This window comes from Zunongwangia pacifica (assembly GCF_023499215.1).
GTDB classification, from domain to species: domain Bacteria; phylum Bacteroidota; class Bacteroidia; order Flavobacteriales; family Flavobacteriaceae; genus Zunongwangia; species Zunongwangia pacifica.
This window is the reverse complement of sequence record NZ_JAKHSK010000040.1, coordinates 22,334-39,399: the sequence shown is the minus strand read 5'-3', so window position 1 is coordinate 39,399 and position 17,066 is coordinate 22,334. Positions and strand designations below refer to the sequence as shown.

Sequence of the window (17,066 nt, the reverse complement as noted above, 5' to 3'; positions counted from 1 at the left end):
GTAGGTAACGACTTAAGGTGGTTATAGCGACGGGGCTCACCTCTTCCCATTCCGAACAGAGCAGTTAAGCCCGTTAGCGCAGATGGTACTACTATCTTGTGGGAGAGTATGTCGCCGCCTTGCTTTTTAAAACCCTTACCAGAACTGGTAAGGGTTTTTTTTGTTTTTAGAAAGGTTTGGGAATAAATAGAGAAACCAACACCATCTTTTTCTAAACCTTAGACAACAAAGAAAAAAGCGTCCCTGGTGTATGGCCAGACCAGCGTTTGACTTCCTTTATAAAATGATTCTGGTCGAAATACCCATAATGAAAAAAGTCAGGGGTAAACCCTGTCTTCTGAATATGCCGAATGGCCAGTCTACAGCGAATCATCGACTGAATTTGTTTTGGGGGAAGCCCTGCATATTGTAGGGTAATCCGTTGAAGGTGTCGCTGGCTTACGCTTAATTCTTTGGCCAAACAATAAGCAGTGGTGGTATAGTGTTGTTGGTTAATAATTAAATCTAAAAATTGGTTCCATAAGCAATATCCATTTTTAGGAGTATCACCGGCAAGTTGACTTATTTGCCTGGTCAGGGAAGGAATAAAAATGTCTAAGTTGACTTCATTAAAAAACGGCGTCAACCAATTAGAACCAGGAAGGATATCCTCCTGTAAAATAATTTTATTGGTCAGTAATTTTGTCTCTTCTTTAAAGATCGGCAGCGTGCTCCCAAATTGAAAAGTCACCCCAAAAGCCAGGTTTCCCTCTGGATGCAGGTATTCTGCAAAATTAGTTCTCGGCCCCAGTATTCGCGTATCTTTGATGAGGAGAGCTCCACTACTGTTATCTTTTACCGTATACGGCATCCCCAGGGTAAACACCCAATTTACATAAGGGTACGCAAAAATATATTCAGTAAGGTTTTTATCTTCAGTACTTAAATCCAACAGCCAGTAATACCTAACCAGGTTTTGTAAATGCTTCGGTGGTGAAAATAGCTGGTACATTTTATAGGTGCAATTCCGATTTTAGTTGAACCAAATCCCCTAATAGTTTTGTTTGTTGCACGTGACTTTCCAAATTCATTTCTTTGGCTATTCGGTGAACTTCCAAATTTAGGGTATCTATTTCTGTTTTTCGGTTATTTCTAATATCCTGTAAGGTAGAAATAAATTGCCCATCAGACATTTTGCTAATTGAAATTACCTGTTCTTCAATTTCCCTTGCAGTTAAAGCAATCCCTTTTTCCGTAGATATGGCTACACATTCCCGAATAATGTTCTTGGCCATAGAAAAAACTTTTGGATCTCGATAGAAAATACCGTTATCGACTTCTAACAACGGACAAATGGAATTAAATACACAATTGGCAATGGCCTTTTTCCAGATGATTTTATCTATATTTTCCTCCGCTTCAAACCTAAAATCAGGCGTATTCAAAGTGTCGACAATGCTATTTAAAAATGTAAGGTTTTGCTTGACGATTCCGATAGGGGAAGGGGCAACCGGTTTATAGCTGACTTCATTTTCAAGCACATTTTGGCTGGTAGCAAACAGCACACAGCGATAGATTTCCTTAAAATTATGCTCAATAAAAGGCTGTTCTATCCCTAAGCCATTTTGTAGAATAACGATTGGCGTATGCGATGCTTTATCCTTTAGCTTTTCAGCTAAGGCTTTATTGCCAAAAGATTTAGTAGTCAGCATAATGATTCCTTCAAAAGCCGAAAAATTACACAGGGAATTGAACCTTATATCGGCGGTTAGCATTTCACCAGTTTTCAGTCGTAAAGTTATTTTTTCGGTATAAGTACGTCCATCATCAACACTCCCACGAATGAGCTCCACCTTTTTTCCGTTTTTGGTTAAACACACCGCAAGAGCTTTCCCAATCGCTCCGGCACCAATAATATACAGTTTCATATTCGCAGGATTAATGATCTTCAAATTACGGTAAAAAGCACTTTTTTAAATAGTACAAGTTGGACATTTCCCTTCAATGTCTATCTTTTACTATCACAGTGTATCGCATTTAGTCAATTTTGTTCAAAACAAAAACAATGGATACTCAAGATACCGTTTCAAGAGAAGCATTTCCCAGTTCCTCTAAATATTACCTGACCACAGATAGCGGACTCAAAATTCCTTTTCGGAAAATAAAGCAGGAAAAAACTACCGTCAATAGCACTCAAAAAGACACTTCAAATCCTGATATTATCCTTTATGATACCAGTGGAGTTTATACTGACCCAAAAATAGCTATCGATTTATCTAAAGGGCTTCCCGAAGTAAGGTACTGGTTAAAAGAAGACGAAGAATTAACAAACTTGCCCCGCCTTTCTTCTGACTATGGAAATGTTCGTTTAGAGGATGCGAGCTTAAATCATTTACGCTTTCCCAACCTGGAGAAACCCCGAAAAACCAAAAGAGAATCCCATACCCAGATGTATTATGCCAAACAGGGAATCATCACTCCTGAAATGGAATATATCGCCGCCAGGGAAAACCAAATGATGAATGATTACGCACAGCATCCCGGTAAAGATTGGGGTGCTAATATTCGGCAAAAAATAACCCCTGAATTTGTTCGGGAAGAAGTAGCCAAAGGAAGGGCGATTATTCCCGCCAATATCAATCATCCGGAATTAGAACCGATGATTATTGGCCGTAACTTTTTGACCAAAGTCAATGCCAATATCGGAAATTCAGTAGTAACCTCTTCGATTGCTGAAGAAGTTGAAAAAGCAGTTTGGGCTTGTCGTTGGGGAGCAGATACCATTATGGATCTTTCCACCGGCGCCAATATTCACGAAACCCGGGAATGGGTCATTCGAAATTGTCCCGTGCCCTTAGGAACCGTTCCGATATATCAAGCCTTGGAAAAAGTAAATGGCGATCCCGTAAAACTCACCTGGGAACTATTTAAAGATACATTAATTGAACAAGCAGAACAGGGCGTCGATTATTTTACGTTGCACGCCGGGGTTTTATTGCGTTATATTCCGTTAACCGCTTCCCGATTAACAGGCATTGTTTCCCGTGGAGGAAGTATTATGGCCAAGTGGTGCCTGGCGCATCATCAAGAGAATTTTATTTATGAGCATTTTGCGGAACTGTGTGAAATCCTCAACAAATATGATGTTTCTATTTCCCTGGGCGATGGCTTACGACCGGGAAGTATTGCAGATGCCAACGATAAAGCGCAATTTGCAGAACTGGAAACCCTGGGAGAACTTACCAAAATGGCCCGGGGACATAACGTACAGGTAATGATTGAAGGCCCGGGGCACGTGCCAATGCAGCTCATCAAAGAAAATGTAGATAAACAACTAGAACTTACCCACGAAGCCCCGTTTTATACGCTGGGCCCACTAACTACCGATATTGCGCCCGGTTACGATCATATCACCAGCGCTATAGGAGCCGCATTAATCGGTTGGTTTGGAACAGCAATGTTGTGTTATGTCACCCCAAAAGAACATTTGGGACTTCCCAACAAAGAAGACGTAAAAGAAGGATTAATTGCCTATAAAATTGCCGCACACGCAGCAGATTTAGCAAAAGGATTTCCTGCCGCCCAGTACCGGGATGATGCCCTGAGTAAAGCCCGTTTTGAGTTTCGATGGGAAGATCAGTTTAATTTATCGCTCGATCCTTATACGGCCCGGGAGTATCACGATGAAACCTTACCGGCAGAAGGCGCTAAAATCGCCCATTTTTGCAGTATGTGCGGTCCAAAATTTTGTTCGATGAAAATTACCCAGGAAATCAGGAATATGGCAGCAGAAAAAGATACTGATGAAAACACCATTATTGAAAAAGGATTAGAAGAAAAAGCCGATGAATTTAACCAAAAAGGATCTTCCATTTACCTATAAAGCAGCCTAAAATAATTCCCATTGTCTTTTTAGAAAACTTAATCCCATAGCTTATGATGAAATCATCCAGAATCCACTATATCACTCAAGATATGCCCAATAAAACCCATCAGCAATTAGCCTTGGAAGCCTGTCAGGCCGGAGTCAATCTGGTACAACTTCGCCTAAAAGAAAAGGAAAAAGGGGAAATGCTTAAAATTGCTTTAGAAACCCAGAAAATCTGTAAGCAGTTTAAGGCCAAATTGGTCATTAATGATCATTTAGACCTTGCCCTGGCAATTGATGCAGACGGCGTACATTTAGGAAACGATGATCTTGATCACGAAATTGCGAGAACGGAATTTGGAAAAAACAAAATAATCGGGGCTACAGCTTATACTGAAACCGAAGCGCTGTACCATCAACAACGCGGCATTGCCGATTATATGGGATTGGGAACCTTTAGAAAAACCCGAACAAAACCAGAGATTAGAAACTTTCTTTCCCTACAGCAAATAAAAAGCTTGATCGATCAACAAAAGCAACTAGATCATCATCCCATTCCTTTATTGGTGATCGGGGGAGTGAAGATTTCTGATATAAAACCCTTATTATCGGCAGGTGTTTATGGTATTGCCATAGCCTCGCTGATCAATGAAAGTGAAGATAAAAAGTCGATATACAGAACTATTCAAAATATATTTCAAGAGTCGGGTATAGATTTGAATAACTGAAAATTTATAATGTCGCGAAAAATGAAAGCACTCATCATTAATACAGACAAGAATCAACTGAATGTTCCGCTAATAACCGATTTTATTTCCCAAACCTATTGGGCAAAAGGGCGCACGCTCCAACAAGTCCAAAAAGCCATAGCAAATTCGTTGAATTTCGGGGTTTATCTGGAAGGCAGGCAAATAGGCTACGCCCGGGTGGTCACCGATTTTACCATAATCGCTTATCTAATGGATGTGTTTATCCTGGAAAGCGAACGCGGAAAAGGCTATTCCAAAAAGTTAATGGAATACATTCTAAATCATCCCGAACTACAACAAGTGGAAAACTGGAAGCTAAACACCAAAGATGCCCACGGCCTGTATCAACAATTCGGATTTAAAGAAGTTGTAGACCCGAAAAAAATGATGGAGCGTAAGCTAAACCACTAAAATCTTTACCAGCAAGATCATAGCGACCAGATGGAAATTTCATTTTGTGAAAATTGAGATTGTGAATTCAAAAACCAGAAAGTTTGTAAACCTGAAGGTGGATATAAAAACCAGCGTTAAGATTTAAAAAGAATAAACTCCCGGTTGTATTTAAAACAATTGAGTATTAAATTTATAATGTCAAGTATTTTGTTTTATTTACTTGACAAATGATTAGTATTCATTACTTTAATGGGAGTAGCACAGAACATACAGAAGCAAATCAGTAAGTTAGCTGACGGGGTCACGTTTAAATATGAGCAGTTGGATATTAACCCACAGCAGTTTTTGGCAGCAGCCAAAGCCATTGAACGGCTAATTGCCAAAGGTGTTATTAAAAGAGTTTCTACAGGTGTATTTTATAAACCCAAGAAAACCGTTTTTGGCGAACTAAAGCCCAGTGAAGAAGAAATTTTAAAGCCTTATCTGTTTAAGAAAGGCAAACGTATTGCTTATATTACAGGAACTTCATTGTACAACCGTTTGGGATTAACAACCCAAGTTCCTAAAAGTATGAAAGTTGCAAGTAGGGATAAACGAATTACTGTTTCAAACGGTAACGTAAAAGCAAGTCCCGTAAAAAGTTATGTGGAAGTAACCGATAAGAATTTTTATTTATTGCAATTGTTGGAGGTATTAAAGGATTTCAAAAAAAATCCTGATTTAGATAAAAGTTCGGCAATTAAAATCCTTTCCAATAAACTGAAAGAGCTCAACCCCACAGAAACAGAACTTTTAATAAAATGCGGTTTAGCCTATCCGCCACGAGTACGGGGTTTTCTTGGTGCGTTATTGGAAAGCATAAAAACGGAAAGTGATTTAACGGCAATAAAAGCAAGTTTAAACCCACTTTCAGAATACGAGTATGGCATTGATAACAAGCAATTATCAACTGTAGAAAATTGGAACATCAAATGAAGTTACACGAAAATAAAGAACTGTTTCAAGATGCCGTAATGGCTACTGCACAACAAATGGGCATACCAGAAATTTATGTAGAAAGCACCGATCAGATAAACCATTTTTCGCCATTTCCCTGCCAATAAACTCCGGATTTTACACTGGCAAAACAATAAAAGCTTGATCATCAACTCTCTTCTAACGGGTTGTTGATCGAGTTTTTTTTGATTTTAAGGGAAACCGTAAGGAAGTTTGTGCGTTTTTGGTTAGATTTATAATTGTTTATAGCACTGGTTGTTGTGTTATAAGTAGCTATCCTACATTTGAATCAACTAACTCTCGAATTTTGTCTAAATATGATTTAGCTACTTTAGCCTTTTTTGGACTAACGTGATAATTTCTGTATCTACAAGTTCGACACATATCGTGAAGTGACCGATATAAATTACCAGCTCCCTTAATTCTTTGTTCTACTAATTTTATAGTTGATTGATGCTTGGATATTTTAGTTCCTTCTTTTAATTGTTTTGAGAAATATTGTTCAAAACTAGAATAAGTAAAAGCTTCATCATCGCTAAATGGAAAAATCTCTTCTTGAACTAAATGTAAAGCAGAATAAAAAGCTGTTGTAACTACCCAATCGTAAAATCTACCGTCTGATAATAAAAACTCACAGACTTCATAATTATGTTCTGAATGAGTTTTAGGCTTCACCTTTATTAATTTTATAATCCATAAAAAATCCGTCAGAAGCTAACAAATTTTTATTAAAGGTTTCTTCTTCTCTGTCTGAAAACATAAACATTACATTGTAATATTTATCATCCATTACCTGCTCTTCAATAGTTGCGGCAAAATTATAAGAAACCAAAAACTCTTCTGAAATGAATTCATCTTCAGGTAAAGTTACAAGGATTACAAAATCGTTAAATGCATTAATTTTTAAATGAGCTGATACAGGATTGAAATTATTTTTTCTCAAAAAAGTCAACATAGATTCTGTGAAGTTTGCTGACTTTTCTATATTCTCATTCAATTTATCTACAAAAATTTGTTTTTTTTCTTTTACACCAACTTCTTTTCCCTTTAGAAAGGCATCTATAACATCATCGTTAGTGAAGATGGTATTTTTATCTACAGATACCTCCCAAATATTTGAAGATTTATTAAAAGTATCTTGATTTGTTGGAGTTGTTACTGACATAGTTTCTTGACTGCAAAAGTACAATTATTGTTAATAACTAGTATATAAATTTAAATTATTTTTCGTATTAACCAAACGAAAATAAAAAAACGTAGGTTAATCAAAGTATATATAAATTAGCTGATGTCTTAAATTCTATTTGTATTGTTTCCTTTATGAACGCCTTTTTAGTCGGAAAAGTATGTGTGTACTTACACTTTAAATTTCATACATAAGCCCATTGTAGTAACTTGGAAACAACCTAAGCTTCCGATTTTTAAACCGAAAAAAACGATAAAAGCTTGATCATCAACTCTCTTCTAACGGGTTGTTTATCGAGTTTTTTTTTGATTTTAAGGGAAACCGTAAGGAAGTTTGTGGGTTTTTGGTTAGATTTATAAATGACAAATAAACAGTGTGATAGGTTTATGATTGTTGAACAAACTATATAAACTAACCAATTATGGCAACAAACCCAAAAGATGGAAAACTACTTTACCATCTAACAGCATTAGATAATATAGAGTCTATTTTGGAAAAAGGATTACTGCCAAGAGAAAAAATAGATTTTGATTTCTTAGATGTTGCTGATAAAGAAATTTTAAAAGATAGAAAAAAGTTTGATTTGAGTGAGTACACTCCTTTTCATTTTTTTTGTCCAACTCCATTTTCAGGAGCAGCACAAATAGCTCAAGAAGATTCTGAATTTGTTTACATTGCTATAACAAGAAAATTAGCCGAATCTAATAAATTTAAAATCGTTCCAAGGCATCCTTTAAATTTTGACGGGAACCCTTTGGAATGGGGAGAAGGAATTGAAACTATTGATTGGGGGTTAATGGAGAAACGGGTTTACTCTGATTATGATTGCCGAGAAGCTTGTATGGCAGAATCATTATTTAAGGGAACAATATTACCTAAACATTTTAATTGTATTTTTGTAAAAAATGAAGAGGTGAAATCAGAAATTATTTCTATTTTAAAGCGAAAGAATTTATCGATTAACGTAAATGTAAACAAATGGTTTTTTGTGAACAGATGATAAAGTACACGAGTGGAAACATATTAGACGCTAAAACCAAGGCTATCGTTAATACTGTAAACTGTGAAGGTTTTATGGGGAAAGGTATTGCTTATCAATTTAAGTTAAGATTTCCAGAAAATAATGAAGAATATGTTAAGAGATGTAATTCAAATCAATTTAATATTGGAGATATTTTAATGTTTGAGGAGGATGGGAAGACAATAATGAATTTTCCAACTAAAGATAAATGGAGAAAAAAATCTGAATATACTTTTATAGAGAAAGGTCTTTTGACCTTAAAAAAACTGTTAATTGAAAATAATATAGATTCTATCTCAATTCCACCTTTAGGATGTGGGAATGGAGGTCTAAAGTGGCCTAATGTAAAAAAGATGATAGAAGATGAATTTCAAGAAATTTCTCGTGACATTGAGATTATAATATATGAACCTTTATTTGACAATAGAACAAGTTATAAAAACAAGGTAAAAAAGGCTCCTACATTATCGAGTTCTCATTTACTTTTAATGAAGTTTAAAATGAATTTAGTAAAGTTCAATAAAGTTAGACTACAAAAAACTGCTTTTCTTAATAATATAATTTCGAATCAAGATTACTTTAAATTTCAAGGACAAAATTTTGGACCTTACGCACATTCTATTGATGTTTTGAGTAGAGATATTAAGGAGTTCCAAAATCATTATGGAATTAATACAAAAGAAGCATTTAACAAAGGCTATGAAACCTTAATAAGTAAAAATTTTAATTCTAAAATTGAGAACTTTAATTGTTCACTTGATAAGACGTTATCGATAGTGAATTCTATTGATACTGACCTAGAACTTGAATTGTTAACCACAGTGCTTTTTATTATTAAAAATAATTCAGAATTAAATCTTAAGAATATTGTTGAGCAAGTTCATAGTTGGAATGAACATAAAAAGGCATCTTTTAACTCAAATAATATAGAAATGGCTTTAGAAAAATTGATGAAATTGGCGTTAGTGAAAAAAACTTTGTACAATACATTTGAATTATCTGCGATTAAAAGTACTACTTCTTTCAATAGCTTTAAATAATTGCTTTTTCTTACTCATTTTTAGAAATCTTTTTTGATTCGATTTGCTAGTTTAGTTACTGGAACAAGAAAATTATCATATTTAAAAACATTGCTCCAAAACTCGCTACTACCAAAAAAACTCATCCAAGAATAACCCTCCTTCCAACAAAACTTCTCTAGCATACCGGTTCCTATCAGGAAATCAATGGAACGAATAATGCGCTCCGTCCTTTGGTATCAAACACCGATCAGATAAACCATTTTTCGCCATTTCTTTGCGAATAAACTCCCGATCTTCCGTACACGGACTCACCGCTTCCAGATGCGTGATGATGATGGTGATTTCAGGAAAAGTAGCTGCAAGGGAGTTAAGGTGTTCCACCGACATTGTTACCGGTTCCCCAATCGCAAAAGTGGCTGCTCCACCGGCTACGACTACATACCTTGGTTGGTACGTACCAATGCTCGATTTCACAGCATCACACCAAATAGTATCCCCTGCAAAATAGATACTTTCATTTTTAGAAGAACATACAAATCCATTCACCACGCCCATTTTTTCCTCTATGGCACCTGTACCGTGTTTGCCTTCCGTAAGTACGATTTCAATCCCTTTAAAATGGATGGATGAAGCTACGGGAATGACCTTGGTAAAACCATAAGCCACAATCGTTTTTGCAATGATTTCAGGACAAATGATGGGAAGCTTTTTATCCAAAAGTTGAACCGCTGCCGCATCCCAGTGATCGGGATGAAGATGGGTAACCACTACGGCATCTAACTCCTGAAGCTGTTTTCTCAATGCTTTACCCGAAAAAGGCAAGTCAACCAACGGATTTGCTCGGGGATCTTCGGTATACGGAAAAGCCCCAAACGATGATTTTTCCCCCAACATAGGATCCACTAAAAATTTGATGTTGTCAATGCTCACTAAAACCGTAGCATTGCGCCATAACTGAAATTCCATAACTATCGCATTTAATGCTTCCGCCAAAACTGAAAACAGCCGATTTACCCAGAGCTTTTTTACTTAATTATCGCTAAATTAGAACGTCGCTAGCGGATCTTAAAGAAGTTTACTTTCAGGTAACCCATTTCATCCCTCATTGAGGGGTAATTCTCTTAGATTTATCGCGAGATTGAAAAAATGTTTTCCAATCCATCCTTTTGGGGTTGCCCTGGGATCTTAACTTTTGAATGATGAATTATACCGAATTTGAACAATGTGGATTAAAACGCAGTATGGAGGTACTGTCAGGAAAATGGAAACCCTTGATTTTGCACCATCTCTTTCACGAGAAAGAAATACGCTTTATCGAATTATGGCGTAAAATGCCGCGGGTTTCCAAAAAAGTGCTGCTGGAGCAATTACAACAAATGCAGGAACATCGTATTGTAGAGCGAATAGAACGAAATGATTTTCCGCCACAAGTTGCTTATCGACTTCATCCAGATACAAAATCTTTAGGGCCCGCCTTGCAAATGTTGGAGGCTTGGGGGAAAAGCCGATAGTTTCAACGTTATAATTAGGATGCATCATTTAATATATTTTTCTAACACCTCTTAGCGTTATGATAAAGAGGAGGGTTTGGTGAAGGCGTGTAAAAAAACAGAAAGCTTTCTTTTCTTAGTTTGAAGATTAGCGCCCTTATCCTTAAATTTAATCTGGGAATTGCCGAGCTTCACTTGGGGTCATCGTTCCGGTATGGAGGTTTTGGGAATTCGTAAAAGGAAAAAAATGAAGGGGAAAAAATGGTTAAAAATAGGAGGGATCGTAGCGCTTATTGTGCTGATAATGATGGGTATATTTGTTTGGCGACTTGCAGGACAACCGTACTACCGTATGAGCTTACTGGGGACCGACTATATCGAAAATGCAGCTGAACTGAGCTATGCGAACCAACATCTTGACGATAAGCTGATCCTGATTAAAAAATACAAGTATTCTAAAGATATAATGCTCCTGGGCTTTGGTGGCGGCGGAAGTACAACCAATGACTATTTTGCATACGGAGTGGCCGATAGCGATAAAAATATCCTATTAGAACCCAAATATCAGTTTATATCCTCAAAAGCAAATTCTAAAAAGGAAGTGATTATCTACGGACTTCCTTATGTGGTGAATGGGGATGAAAAAAGAATGTTTTATAAGATGGTTGATGGAAACTTGATCGCGATTCAAGAAAAAGAGAGTTGGTAATCAGTTTCGGCATTCAAACATATCGCATAAAATACCAACTCCCAATCAACCTCATTCTTTCATCTTAAAAAGCCGTTGTCTTTCTACGGGGAAATAGCGTTTCCCCTTGAAATTGGGAGGCGTGGACATCATTTTTAGGGGCGGATAAAAACCTTCGCCGGTGCTTAATTTCAGGATGGTTTTGCCGTTAAAAAGCGTATGGATTTCATCCTGGCTATTGATGAAAATGGGCTGTTCTACCCAGGTTTCGACGGGATAGGCGGTTGGTTTAATTAATATGGAATGATTGCCTTCCGCAAGCGGAAAATTATAAATATGGCGCTCTTTTTCCCCAACGGCTACCCAAAGGCTATCGCTTTTTTCCAGGCGTAGGCGTTGCACACTATCGTTTTCTTTTTGGAAAGCTTCAGCAGAAACAAAATTTGAGCTTGCAAAGGTTTTTCCGGTTTGTAGCTGGAGGTGTTTAGCGTCCATATTCTTTAAATAAACCTGTATTTTTTCAGAAGAAGTTTCCGCGTTATAGGCAAATACCTTTATTTCATCCTGATCGGGATTGGTGGTGGCATAAGCCGTATCGTTTTTAACCTTAAAATCGCCTACTAAATAAGTGGCCACCTGGTCGCGCAACGAATCGGGTCGCGTAGCGATAAACTGATGGTACTTGGCGTTGAATGCCAACTGGAAAGGAAAATCTTTATTTTGACTTTTAAAAAAGCCGTGGTACTTGCCGTACTTTTTCCGTTCCGCATTAAACTTTTCAAAGCGTTTTTGGTCGGCGGTTTTTTGCTGTTGTACCCGTTCTTTTTGGGCCGCAATCGCTTCAGAATAATCGATAGGTTGGGCGAGTTTTTGGGCAATTTCCGGCGGTAATTTTTTTTCAATCGCTTGTAGGTTTCGTTCATTTGTTACCGGTTGACTATCAAAAGTTATAAAATTCAGGCTTCCGGAATCGGTTAAAACAGCCTCAAATTTTCCCGGTTGCACCTCGCTGGGTAACTCATCGAATACGAGCTGCAGCGTGTCGCCCGTAACCGACCATTTTCCCCGTAGGTCTTTATCGACCGCGCCATACACCTGTTGCCACGAAAAACGCTGCGACGGTAAAATATGCAACTGCTCGGCATACTCCATTTTCGTGTAGTAATACGAGCCTATAAAATCACTGGTTTGCGCCCCGGCAACAACAGAACACAACAGTAGTATCGCGATGATGGTTTTTTGAATATTCATATCAATTTTATTTTTTTTAGGTCTGTAATAAATCATCCTGAGTTCAGTCGAAATGTTGAGTCAGGTTTTATCTCAATATTCTATTTTTTCAATATGGTATGAGATTCCGGATCAATTCCGATAGCTATCGGAACGGAATGACGAAAACAACGAATGATTACAAGTAACGATTCATCAGTTTTCTTTTTAATTTGAGTTCATTTTGGATCATTGAGTGAATTTTCAAGGAAAATTTGTATCGAAATGCTACCAAAATGGAAACTTCAACACAACATCTTTTGCAAAGATTTTACTCAGTCTCCGAAATTTTCTTAGATCGAACTCAGGTTTTTAATCCCTTATTAAGGGTTTAATTCCCCGAAGCTTGCCTCGCCAGCAGGCATTTTGGATCATTGAGTGAATTTTCAAGGAAAATTTGTATCGAAATGCTACTAAAATGGAAACTTCGACACAACATCTTTTGCAAAGATTTTACTCCGTCTCTAAAATTTTCTTAGATCGAACTCAGGTTTTTAATCCCTTATTAAGGGTTTAATTCCCCGAAGCTTGCCTCGAAATTATAAAAAAGTTTTTCCGATTCATACTTCGCGGGCTTGCCCCGAGGTTCTTGATTACTTCGGAACATCGATGATTTCTCTGGTTTTTATGGGTAACAGTTGGCCGTTTCTATCCATAAATTGCCAAAGACCGTCCTTTTTAAAAGCGATGGGAAAGCTGAAATTTGAGGTTTCCCGGTACACATTCAGCCGTTGGTTTAAATAAATATCATATTTGGGCGGCAGCAGCTCTTTTCCTTCCGCTGTAATAATTCCGAAGCTATTGTCGAGCATCGTTAAAAATCCGTTGCCATTTTCTTCCTCAAAAACTTGCTGAAAACGCGCCGGCACCACGATTTTCCCTTCCAGATTAGCAAATCCTTTCCGCATTTTGCCGGTAGCCGTGTCTTTTTTAAACAAAGGCAGGTAATGTTCGTTCTCAAATTTCTGTAAATAGTCGTCTTCCCGGCTATCGTAAGTCACGGGAACAATCAGTTTTCCTTCCGCATTGGCATAACCAAAATGTAACCGGTTAGCCTCTTGTTGGGCGACCAGGTAATTTCCGTTTTTTAAAGGTTTAATAAGCGAATAGCCTTCGGTTAGCAGCTTTTGCTTTTTGTAATCGTACAAATAAGTTTTTCCGTTTTTTTGCACGGTGAGCAACCAATGGTTTTCGTCTTTGCTCATTTCGGTAAACGGAAGCGGTTCTTGCGTATTCGTTTCCGCATTAAAAAGTGCATACCCGTTTTCATTGTGCTTCAACACAAAATACGGGTCGTCCATTTGCTCAATATGAGCATAGGAAATCGGTAACACCTCGTTTCCTTCCGCATCAAAAAGGCCGGCCAGTGTTCGATGATTTTCGGTCTCTTTTTCTACCCGAATCAGCTGATGTTTTTGGTTAAACATCCGAATATAGTTGTACTCGATGGGAATAATCAATTGTTCTTTTTCTAAATCGTAAACCCCCTGAGCGCCATAATTTTCTTGTGATAAAATAACTTTATGATGCGCTTGTAATTCGATTTTGGCATAATCTCCCGGGATTATTTTATCTGAATGAAGCAAGTATAATTGGTCTTTTCCGTCATTTTCCAAACGGATTAATCCTACGGGTTTGTCCTCAAAACGATAGGACTGGCGGTCGTTAAAAAATTCGACCCGATCGTATTTTGGAGGCACGATTTTACCCGTTTTAGGAACATAAAATCCGTATTTTCCGTTGGTTCTCGTTTTAAAAATCGGCATCAATTGGTCGGGGCCGGTGCGTATTTCACTTAAATCGATCCAATCGTAAGTATTGGGCAGCAATTGCTTATTTTGCTTATCCAGCAGCCCTAATTTGTCGTCTTTTTTGCTGATGAAATAATCCCCCCGAACCATCAACCGATTTTTATAGGTAGGCGGAATAATGACATTGCCCAGCGTATCGATAATGCCGTAATTGCCGTCTTTTTCTACGGAAAAATAGGCGCCCGACTGAAAGGTGGAATACGGATTGTAAATCGCCGAATATTCAAACGGAACGATTTGTTCGCCGTTGCGGTTAAACAATCCAAAAAGTGCTTCCGCATTGGGAGATTTTCCCGCTTTTGAAGCGATTAAATGTCCGTTTTCGATCTGCAGGCGTTTATATTCTGGGCCGGCAAATTCTTGTTGCTTCGGAAGGTTGAAAACCACCTGTTCTCCGTTTTTTCTGAAGGCGGCCACTCACTCGTCGCTGCGCATATTTACGTGTTGATGCTCGTAACGGAAAGGCGCTAAAACTTCATTTTTAAAATTGATCACGCCCCATTTTCCATCTTTTTTGGCATACAAATAATCTGATTTTCGTCCGCAACCGCTGCAATAATCAAATTGGTCATATTCAAAAGGAATTTTAATTTTTTCTGTTTCCGCATCGTAAACGCCCCATTTTTCATTCTTTTTTACATCAAAAAGATGCCGATTGAGCACCATCACATCTTCAAATTCCAACGGCACCAAAAATTGCCCCCAGGAATCGGCAAAAGTCTTTTTACCCTGGTCTTCAATTTGAAGGTAACGCCCAAAAACAAAGCTTATTTTTTCATAATTTGGCGGAATAACCCATTCACCGGTTTCGTTGAGCATTCCCGATTTTCCGTTGGCTACCTGAACGATATACATTCGCTTATTTTCGTTTTCGTAAGAACGTTCCATCCCGTTGCTGGTGGGCACCACGCTGTCTAGCGGATGAAAATCCTGAACGATGGTGGTAAAAGCGCGCCGGCCGTTTTTGGTGATGTAAAAATGACTGCTGTCTTTTTCTACCCGGGCAATTCCCTGAAAAAAGGGCGTGCTTTTGGGGTAAATCACCGTATCGATTACTGCTTGGGTGGCGGCATCTGAATTTTTTTCGGCGACATTTTTAGACGTATCGCAGGCATTTAAAAAACAGATAAGGCTTAGCAGCAGCAGGCGATGTATACTAGTGTTGTAGGTGCTCATTTTTTAAGGCTTTTATGGATTAATGCTGAAAAGCGGCATTCCTTGTTCAGCTTTTCAGCAGTGCTCTTTTTGCCATTACAAAGCAAGCAAAATCTAACGGGAACGCACCCCCTGTATTCCGTGAAAAATATGCTAAAGTTTAGCCAATGGGAGTAATTGGTGGCTTTTGAGGTTCATTTTTAGGAGGTTGGCCTTGCCTAAAATGATATCGCAGCGTTACGTAAAATAGTTCTTATTACGAACTATAGTTTTGTTTGGTATAATTTATCGCGGCTTAAGAGAAACACCTTGTCGTTTAGCAAGAAAAGTCCGTAAGCATCAAACACAAAAGTTTTCCCGTTGGCCAACAGAAAGGGCGAGAGTTTTCCCTGCGCATCGATGGAAAATAGGGGCGCTTTCGTTTTTTTATCCTGAAAACTTTCGGCAGTGGTGAGCAGCAAGCGGTGGTCGTTCGTATATTCTAAATTCGAAATATTGGCGCCGCTTCCCAACACTGCGGTATCTATCTGTTCCCAGGTTTTTCCGCCGTCGGTGGTTTTTAAAAGCAGGCCTTGCAACCCGGAAATATAACCTTCTTTTTTGGTGGTAAAGGCGATGGAATTTAAAGATTCTCCTTCTTTTCCGCTACGCAACGGGCGCCAATTGTTGCCCTGGTTGGTACTTTCGTACACATTTCCTGTAAACGAAAGGATCCTGATGGTGTTATCGGGAAAAATAAACACATCGCTTAGGGGAACTTCATCGGCTGGCAATCCATCAAGCGGAACTTGTTGCCAGTGCGCGCCTTTATCTGTGGTTTTTAGGGCGAGAGGTTTTCCGTTGTTATCACCAACGATAATCCCCAAACCGCTGGGAGAAAACTTTATTTTATAAAATTTAGGATGGCGTAGGGCGTATTTGTTTTCGGCCAGGACATTGACATCAAAAGCTTCCCATTCGGTATTTAAATCGTTATTCCTAAAAATATAGCGGGAAGCGCCCACCACATAAAACTGATTTTCGTAAATGGCGGTGCTGTAAAAGGCATTGGCAAAACCCGAAAAGGAAAAGCCTTTCCAATGTTTTCCGCCGTCTTGGGTAGAGCGCAAGCGTAACCGGGTGCCGCCGGCGATAATGCCTTCTTTTTTGTTGCGAAAACTCACGCTGTTATAAAACTGAAATCCGGTATTTTCTACCGCGTGCAATACCTTGACGGTGTTGCCGGTCACCTCGTTTTTAAATTGTTCCTGCTCGGGGAAACTCACCGGTATCGTGTCAATTTCCACATTAAGCGCACTCACGGGTTGGTAGGTTTGCTGCGCGATACCGGGTAAACTAAAAAGGAGGGCGACAAGGATCCCGAGGCTTGGTCTTGTTTTCATTGGTTTATTCTTCTGCATAGCATTAAGCTAACGTGGGCAAAGGTATTTGATTATGTG

At 38.4% G+C, this 17,066-nt stretch carries 18 protein-coding genes and 1 rRNA gene; 10 read left to right on the top strand and 9 right to left on the bottom strand.

What is annotated here, in order from left to right; genetic code table 11:
* Positions 1–13: 13 nt before the first annotated feature.
* A 5S ribosomal RNA gene (gene rrf / locus L1967_RS19300) occupies positions 14–123 on the top strand.
* A gap of 88 nt (positions 124–211) precedes the next feature.
* Here the strand turns inward: rrf and L1967_RS19295 are convergent.
* Positions 212–991 carry a helix-turn-helix domain-containing protein gene (locus tag L1967_RS19295; protein ID WP_249603141.1) on the bottom strand — a complete coding sequence of 260 codons (780 nt, stop codon included), beginning with the start codon at positions 989–991 and terminating at the stop codon, positions 212–214.
* Between the two features lies 1 nt (position 992).
* Entirely contained in the window at positions 993–1,907 is a 915-nt protein-coding gene (locus tag L1967_RS19290) for a ketopantoate reductase family protein (protein WP_249603140.1), read from the bottom strand.
* Positions 1,908–2,044: 137 nt separating this feature from the next.
* Between L1967_RS19290 and thiC the strand changes: the two genes are divergently transcribed.
* The 5 genes from thiC (at position 2,045) to L1967_RS22315 (ending at position 6,092) form a co-directional block, all read left to right on the top strand.
* Positions 2,045–3,862 (top strand): phosphomethylpyrimidine synthase ThiC, encoded by a 1,818-nt coding sequence (thiC, locus tag L1967_RS19285; RefSeq protein WP_249603139.1) that lies wholly within the window; start codon positions 2,045–2,047, stop codon positions 3,860–3,862.
* A 53-nt stretch (positions 3,863–3,915) separates the two neighbouring features.
* Positions 3,916–4,575 (top strand): thiamine phosphate synthase, encoded by a 660-nt coding sequence (gene thiE / locus L1967_RS19280; RefSeq protein ID WP_249603138.1) that lies wholly within the window; start codon positions 3,916–3,918, stop codon positions 4,573–4,575.
* 21 nt (positions 4,576–4,596) lie between these two features.
* Positions 4,597–5,007: a GNAT family N-acetyltransferase gene (locus tag L1967_RS19275; protein ID WP_249603137.1), complete on the top strand. Its 411-nt coding sequence runs from the start codon at positions 4,597–4,599 to the stop codon at positions 5,005–5,007.
* Positions 5,008–5,238: 231 nt separating this feature from the next.
* The gene (locus L1967_RS19270; RefSeq protein WP_249603136.1) at positions 5,239–5,964 is read left to right on the top strand and encodes a DUF6088 family protein; all 726 of its coding nucleotides are present in this window, start codon (positions 5,239–5,241) and stop codon (positions 5,962–5,964) included.
* A complete protein-coding gene (locus L1967_RS22315; RefSeq protein WP_262917469.1) occupies positions 5,961–6,092 on the top strand; it encodes a hypothetical protein in 132 nt (43 codons plus the stop codon). The genes L1967_RS19270 and L1967_RS22315 overlap by 4 nt, the downstream gene beginning before the upstream one ends.
* Positions 6,093–6,258: 166 nt before the next feature.
* Here L1967_RS22315 and L1967_RS19265 read toward each other — a convergent pair whose 3' ends face one another.
* Entirely contained in the window at positions 6,259–6,660 is a 402-nt protein-coding gene (locus tag L1967_RS19265; RefSeq protein WP_249603135.1) for a hypothetical protein, read from the bottom strand.
* Complete coding sequence (locus tag L1967_RS19260; RefSeq protein WP_249603134.1) at positions 6,650–7,174, bottom strand: hypothetical protein; 525 nt, start codon at positions 7,172–7,174, stop codon at positions 6,650–6,652. The genes L1967_RS19265 and L1967_RS19260 overlap by 11 nt, the downstream gene beginning before the upstream one ends.
* A gap of 418 nt (positions 7,175–7,592) precedes the next feature.
* Here L1967_RS19260 and L1967_RS19255 point away from each other — a divergent pair, with 418 nt between their 5' ends.
* Positions 7,593–8,171 (top strand): DarT ssDNA thymidine ADP-ribosyltransferase family protein, encoded by a 579-nt coding sequence (locus L1967_RS19255; RefSeq protein WP_249603133.1) that lies wholly within the window; start codon positions 7,593–7,595, stop codon positions 8,169–8,171.
* On the top strand, positions 8,150–9,232 hold the full coding sequence (gene darG, locus L1967_RS19250) for a type II toxin-antitoxin system antitoxin DNA ADP-ribosyl glycohydrolase DarG (protein ID WP_249603132.1): 1,083 nt from the start codon (positions 8,150–8,152) through the stop codon (positions 9,230–9,232). Before L1967_RS19255 ends, darG begins: the two co-directional genes overlap by 22 nt.
* 183 nt (positions 9,233–9,415) lie before the next feature.
* On the opposite strand, the gene L1967_RS19245 is transcribed toward darG, so the two are convergent.
* Positions 9,416–10,180 (bottom strand): MBL fold metallo-hydrolase, encoded by a 765-nt coding sequence (locus tag L1967_RS19245; protein WP_249603131.1) that lies wholly within the window; start codon positions 10,178–10,180, stop codon positions 9,416–9,418.
* A 230-nt stretch (positions 10,181–10,410) separates the two neighbouring features.
* Between L1967_RS19245 and L1967_RS19240 the strand changes: the two genes are divergently transcribed.
* Both L1967_RS19240 and L1967_RS19235 read left to right on the top strand, forming a co-directional pair.
* Complete coding sequence (locus tag L1967_RS19240) at positions 10,411–10,725, top strand: winged helix-turn-helix transcriptional regulator (protein ID WP_249603130.1); 315 nt, start codon at positions 10,411–10,413, stop codon at positions 10,723–10,725.
* Between the two features lie 226 nt (positions 10,726–10,951).
* Positions 10,952–11,413, top strand: coding sequence for a hypothetical protein (locus L1967_RS19235; protein WP_249603129.1), 462 nt, complete (start codon positions 10,952–10,954; stop codon positions 11,411–11,413).
* Between the two features lie 51 nt (positions 11,414–11,464).
* Here L1967_RS19235 and L1967_RS19230 read toward each other — a convergent pair whose 3' ends face one another.
* The 4 genes from L1967_RS19230 to L1967_RS19215 form a co-directional block, all read right to left on the bottom strand.
* Positions 11,465–12,643 (bottom strand): hypothetical protein, encoded by a 1,179-nt coding sequence (locus tag L1967_RS19230; RefSeq protein WP_249603128.1) that lies wholly within the window; start codon positions 12,641–12,643, stop codon positions 11,465–11,467.
* A 611-nt stretch (positions 12,644–13,254) separates the two neighbouring features.
* Positions 13,255–14,889 carry a WG repeat-containing protein gene (locus L1967_RS19225; RefSeq protein ID WP_249603127.1) on the bottom strand — a complete coding sequence of 545 codons (1,635 nt, stop codon included), beginning with the start codon at positions 14,887–14,889 and terminating at the stop codon, positions 13,255–13,257.
* Positions 14,890–15,648, bottom strand: a complete 759-nt coding sequence (locus tag L1967_RS19220) for a WG repeat-containing protein (protein ID WP_249603126.1) — start codon at positions 15,646–15,648, stop codon at positions 14,890–14,892. It lies immediately after the preceding gene.
* A 242-nt stretch (positions 15,649–15,890) separates the two neighbouring features.
* Complete coding sequence (locus L1967_RS19215) at positions 15,891–17,027, bottom strand: WD40/YVTN/BNR-like repeat-containing protein (RefSeq protein WP_249603125.1); 1,137 nt, start codon at positions 17,025–17,027, stop codon at positions 15,891–15,893.
* Between the last annotated feature and the right edge of the window lie 39 nt (positions 17,028–17,066).

What these genes read in the sequence shown, in the direction of transcription:
- L1967_RS19295 (WP_249603141.1), bottom strand. Translation starts at nt 991, where the DNA reads ATGTACCAGCTATTTTCACCACCGAAGCATTTACAAAACCTGGTTAGG.
- L1967_RS19290 (WP_249603140.1), bottom strand. Translation starts at nt 1,907, where the DNA reads ATGAAACTGTATATTATTGGTGCCGGAGCGATTGGGAAAGCTCTTGCG.
- thiC (WP_249603139.1), top strand. Translation starts at nt 2,045, where the DNA reads ATGGATACTCAAGATACCGTTTCAAGAGAAGCATTTCCCAGTTCCTCT.
- thiE (WP_249603138.1), top strand. Translation starts at nt 3,916, where the DNA reads ATGATGAAATCATCCAGAATCCACTATATCACTCAAGATATGCCCAAT.
- L1967_RS19275 (WP_249603137.1), top strand. Translation starts at nt 4,597, where the DNA reads ATGAAAGCACTCATCATTAATACAGACAAGAATCAACTGAATGTTCCG.
- L1967_RS19270 (WP_249603136.1), top strand. Translation starts at nt 5,239, where the DNA reads ATGGGAGTAGCACAGAACATACAGAAGCAAATCAGTAAGTTAGCTGAC.
- L1967_RS22315 (WP_262917469.1), top strand. Translation starts at nt 5,961, where the DNA reads ATGAAGTTACACGAAAATAAAGAACTGTTTCAAGATGCCGTAATGGCT.
- L1967_RS19255 (WP_249603133.1), top strand. Translation starts at nt 7,593, where the DNA reads ATGGCAACAAACCCAAAAGATGGAAAACTACTTTACCATCTAACAGCA.
- darG (WP_249603132.1), top strand. Translation starts at nt 8,150, where the DNA reads ATGGTTTTTTGTGAACAGATGATAAAGTACACGAGTGGAAACATATTA.
- L1967_RS19245 (WP_249603131.1), bottom strand. Translation starts at nt 10,180, where the DNA reads ATGGAATTTCAGTTATGGCGCAATGCTACGGTTTTAGTGAGCATTGAC.
- L1967_RS19240 (WP_249603130.1), top strand. Translation starts at nt 10,411, where the DNA reads ATGATGAATTATACCGAATTTGAACAATGTGGATTAAAACGCAGTATG.
- L1967_RS19235 (WP_249603129.1), top strand. Translation starts at nt 10,952, where the DNA reads ATGAAGGGGAAAAAATGGTTAAAAATAGGAGGGATCGTAGCGCTTATT.
- L1967_RS19230 (WP_249603128.1), bottom strand. Translation starts at nt 12,643, where the DNA reads ATGAATATTCAAAAAACCATCATCGCGATACTACTGTTGTGTTCTGTT.
- L1967_RS19220 (WP_249603126.1), bottom strand. Translation starts at nt 15,648, where the DNA reads ATGAGCACCTACAACACTAGTATACATCGCCTGCTGCTGCTAAGCCTT.
- L1967_RS19215 (WP_249603125.1), bottom strand. Translation starts at nt 17,027, where the DNA reads ATGCAGAAGAATAAACCAATGAAAACAAGACCAAGCCTCGGGATCCTT.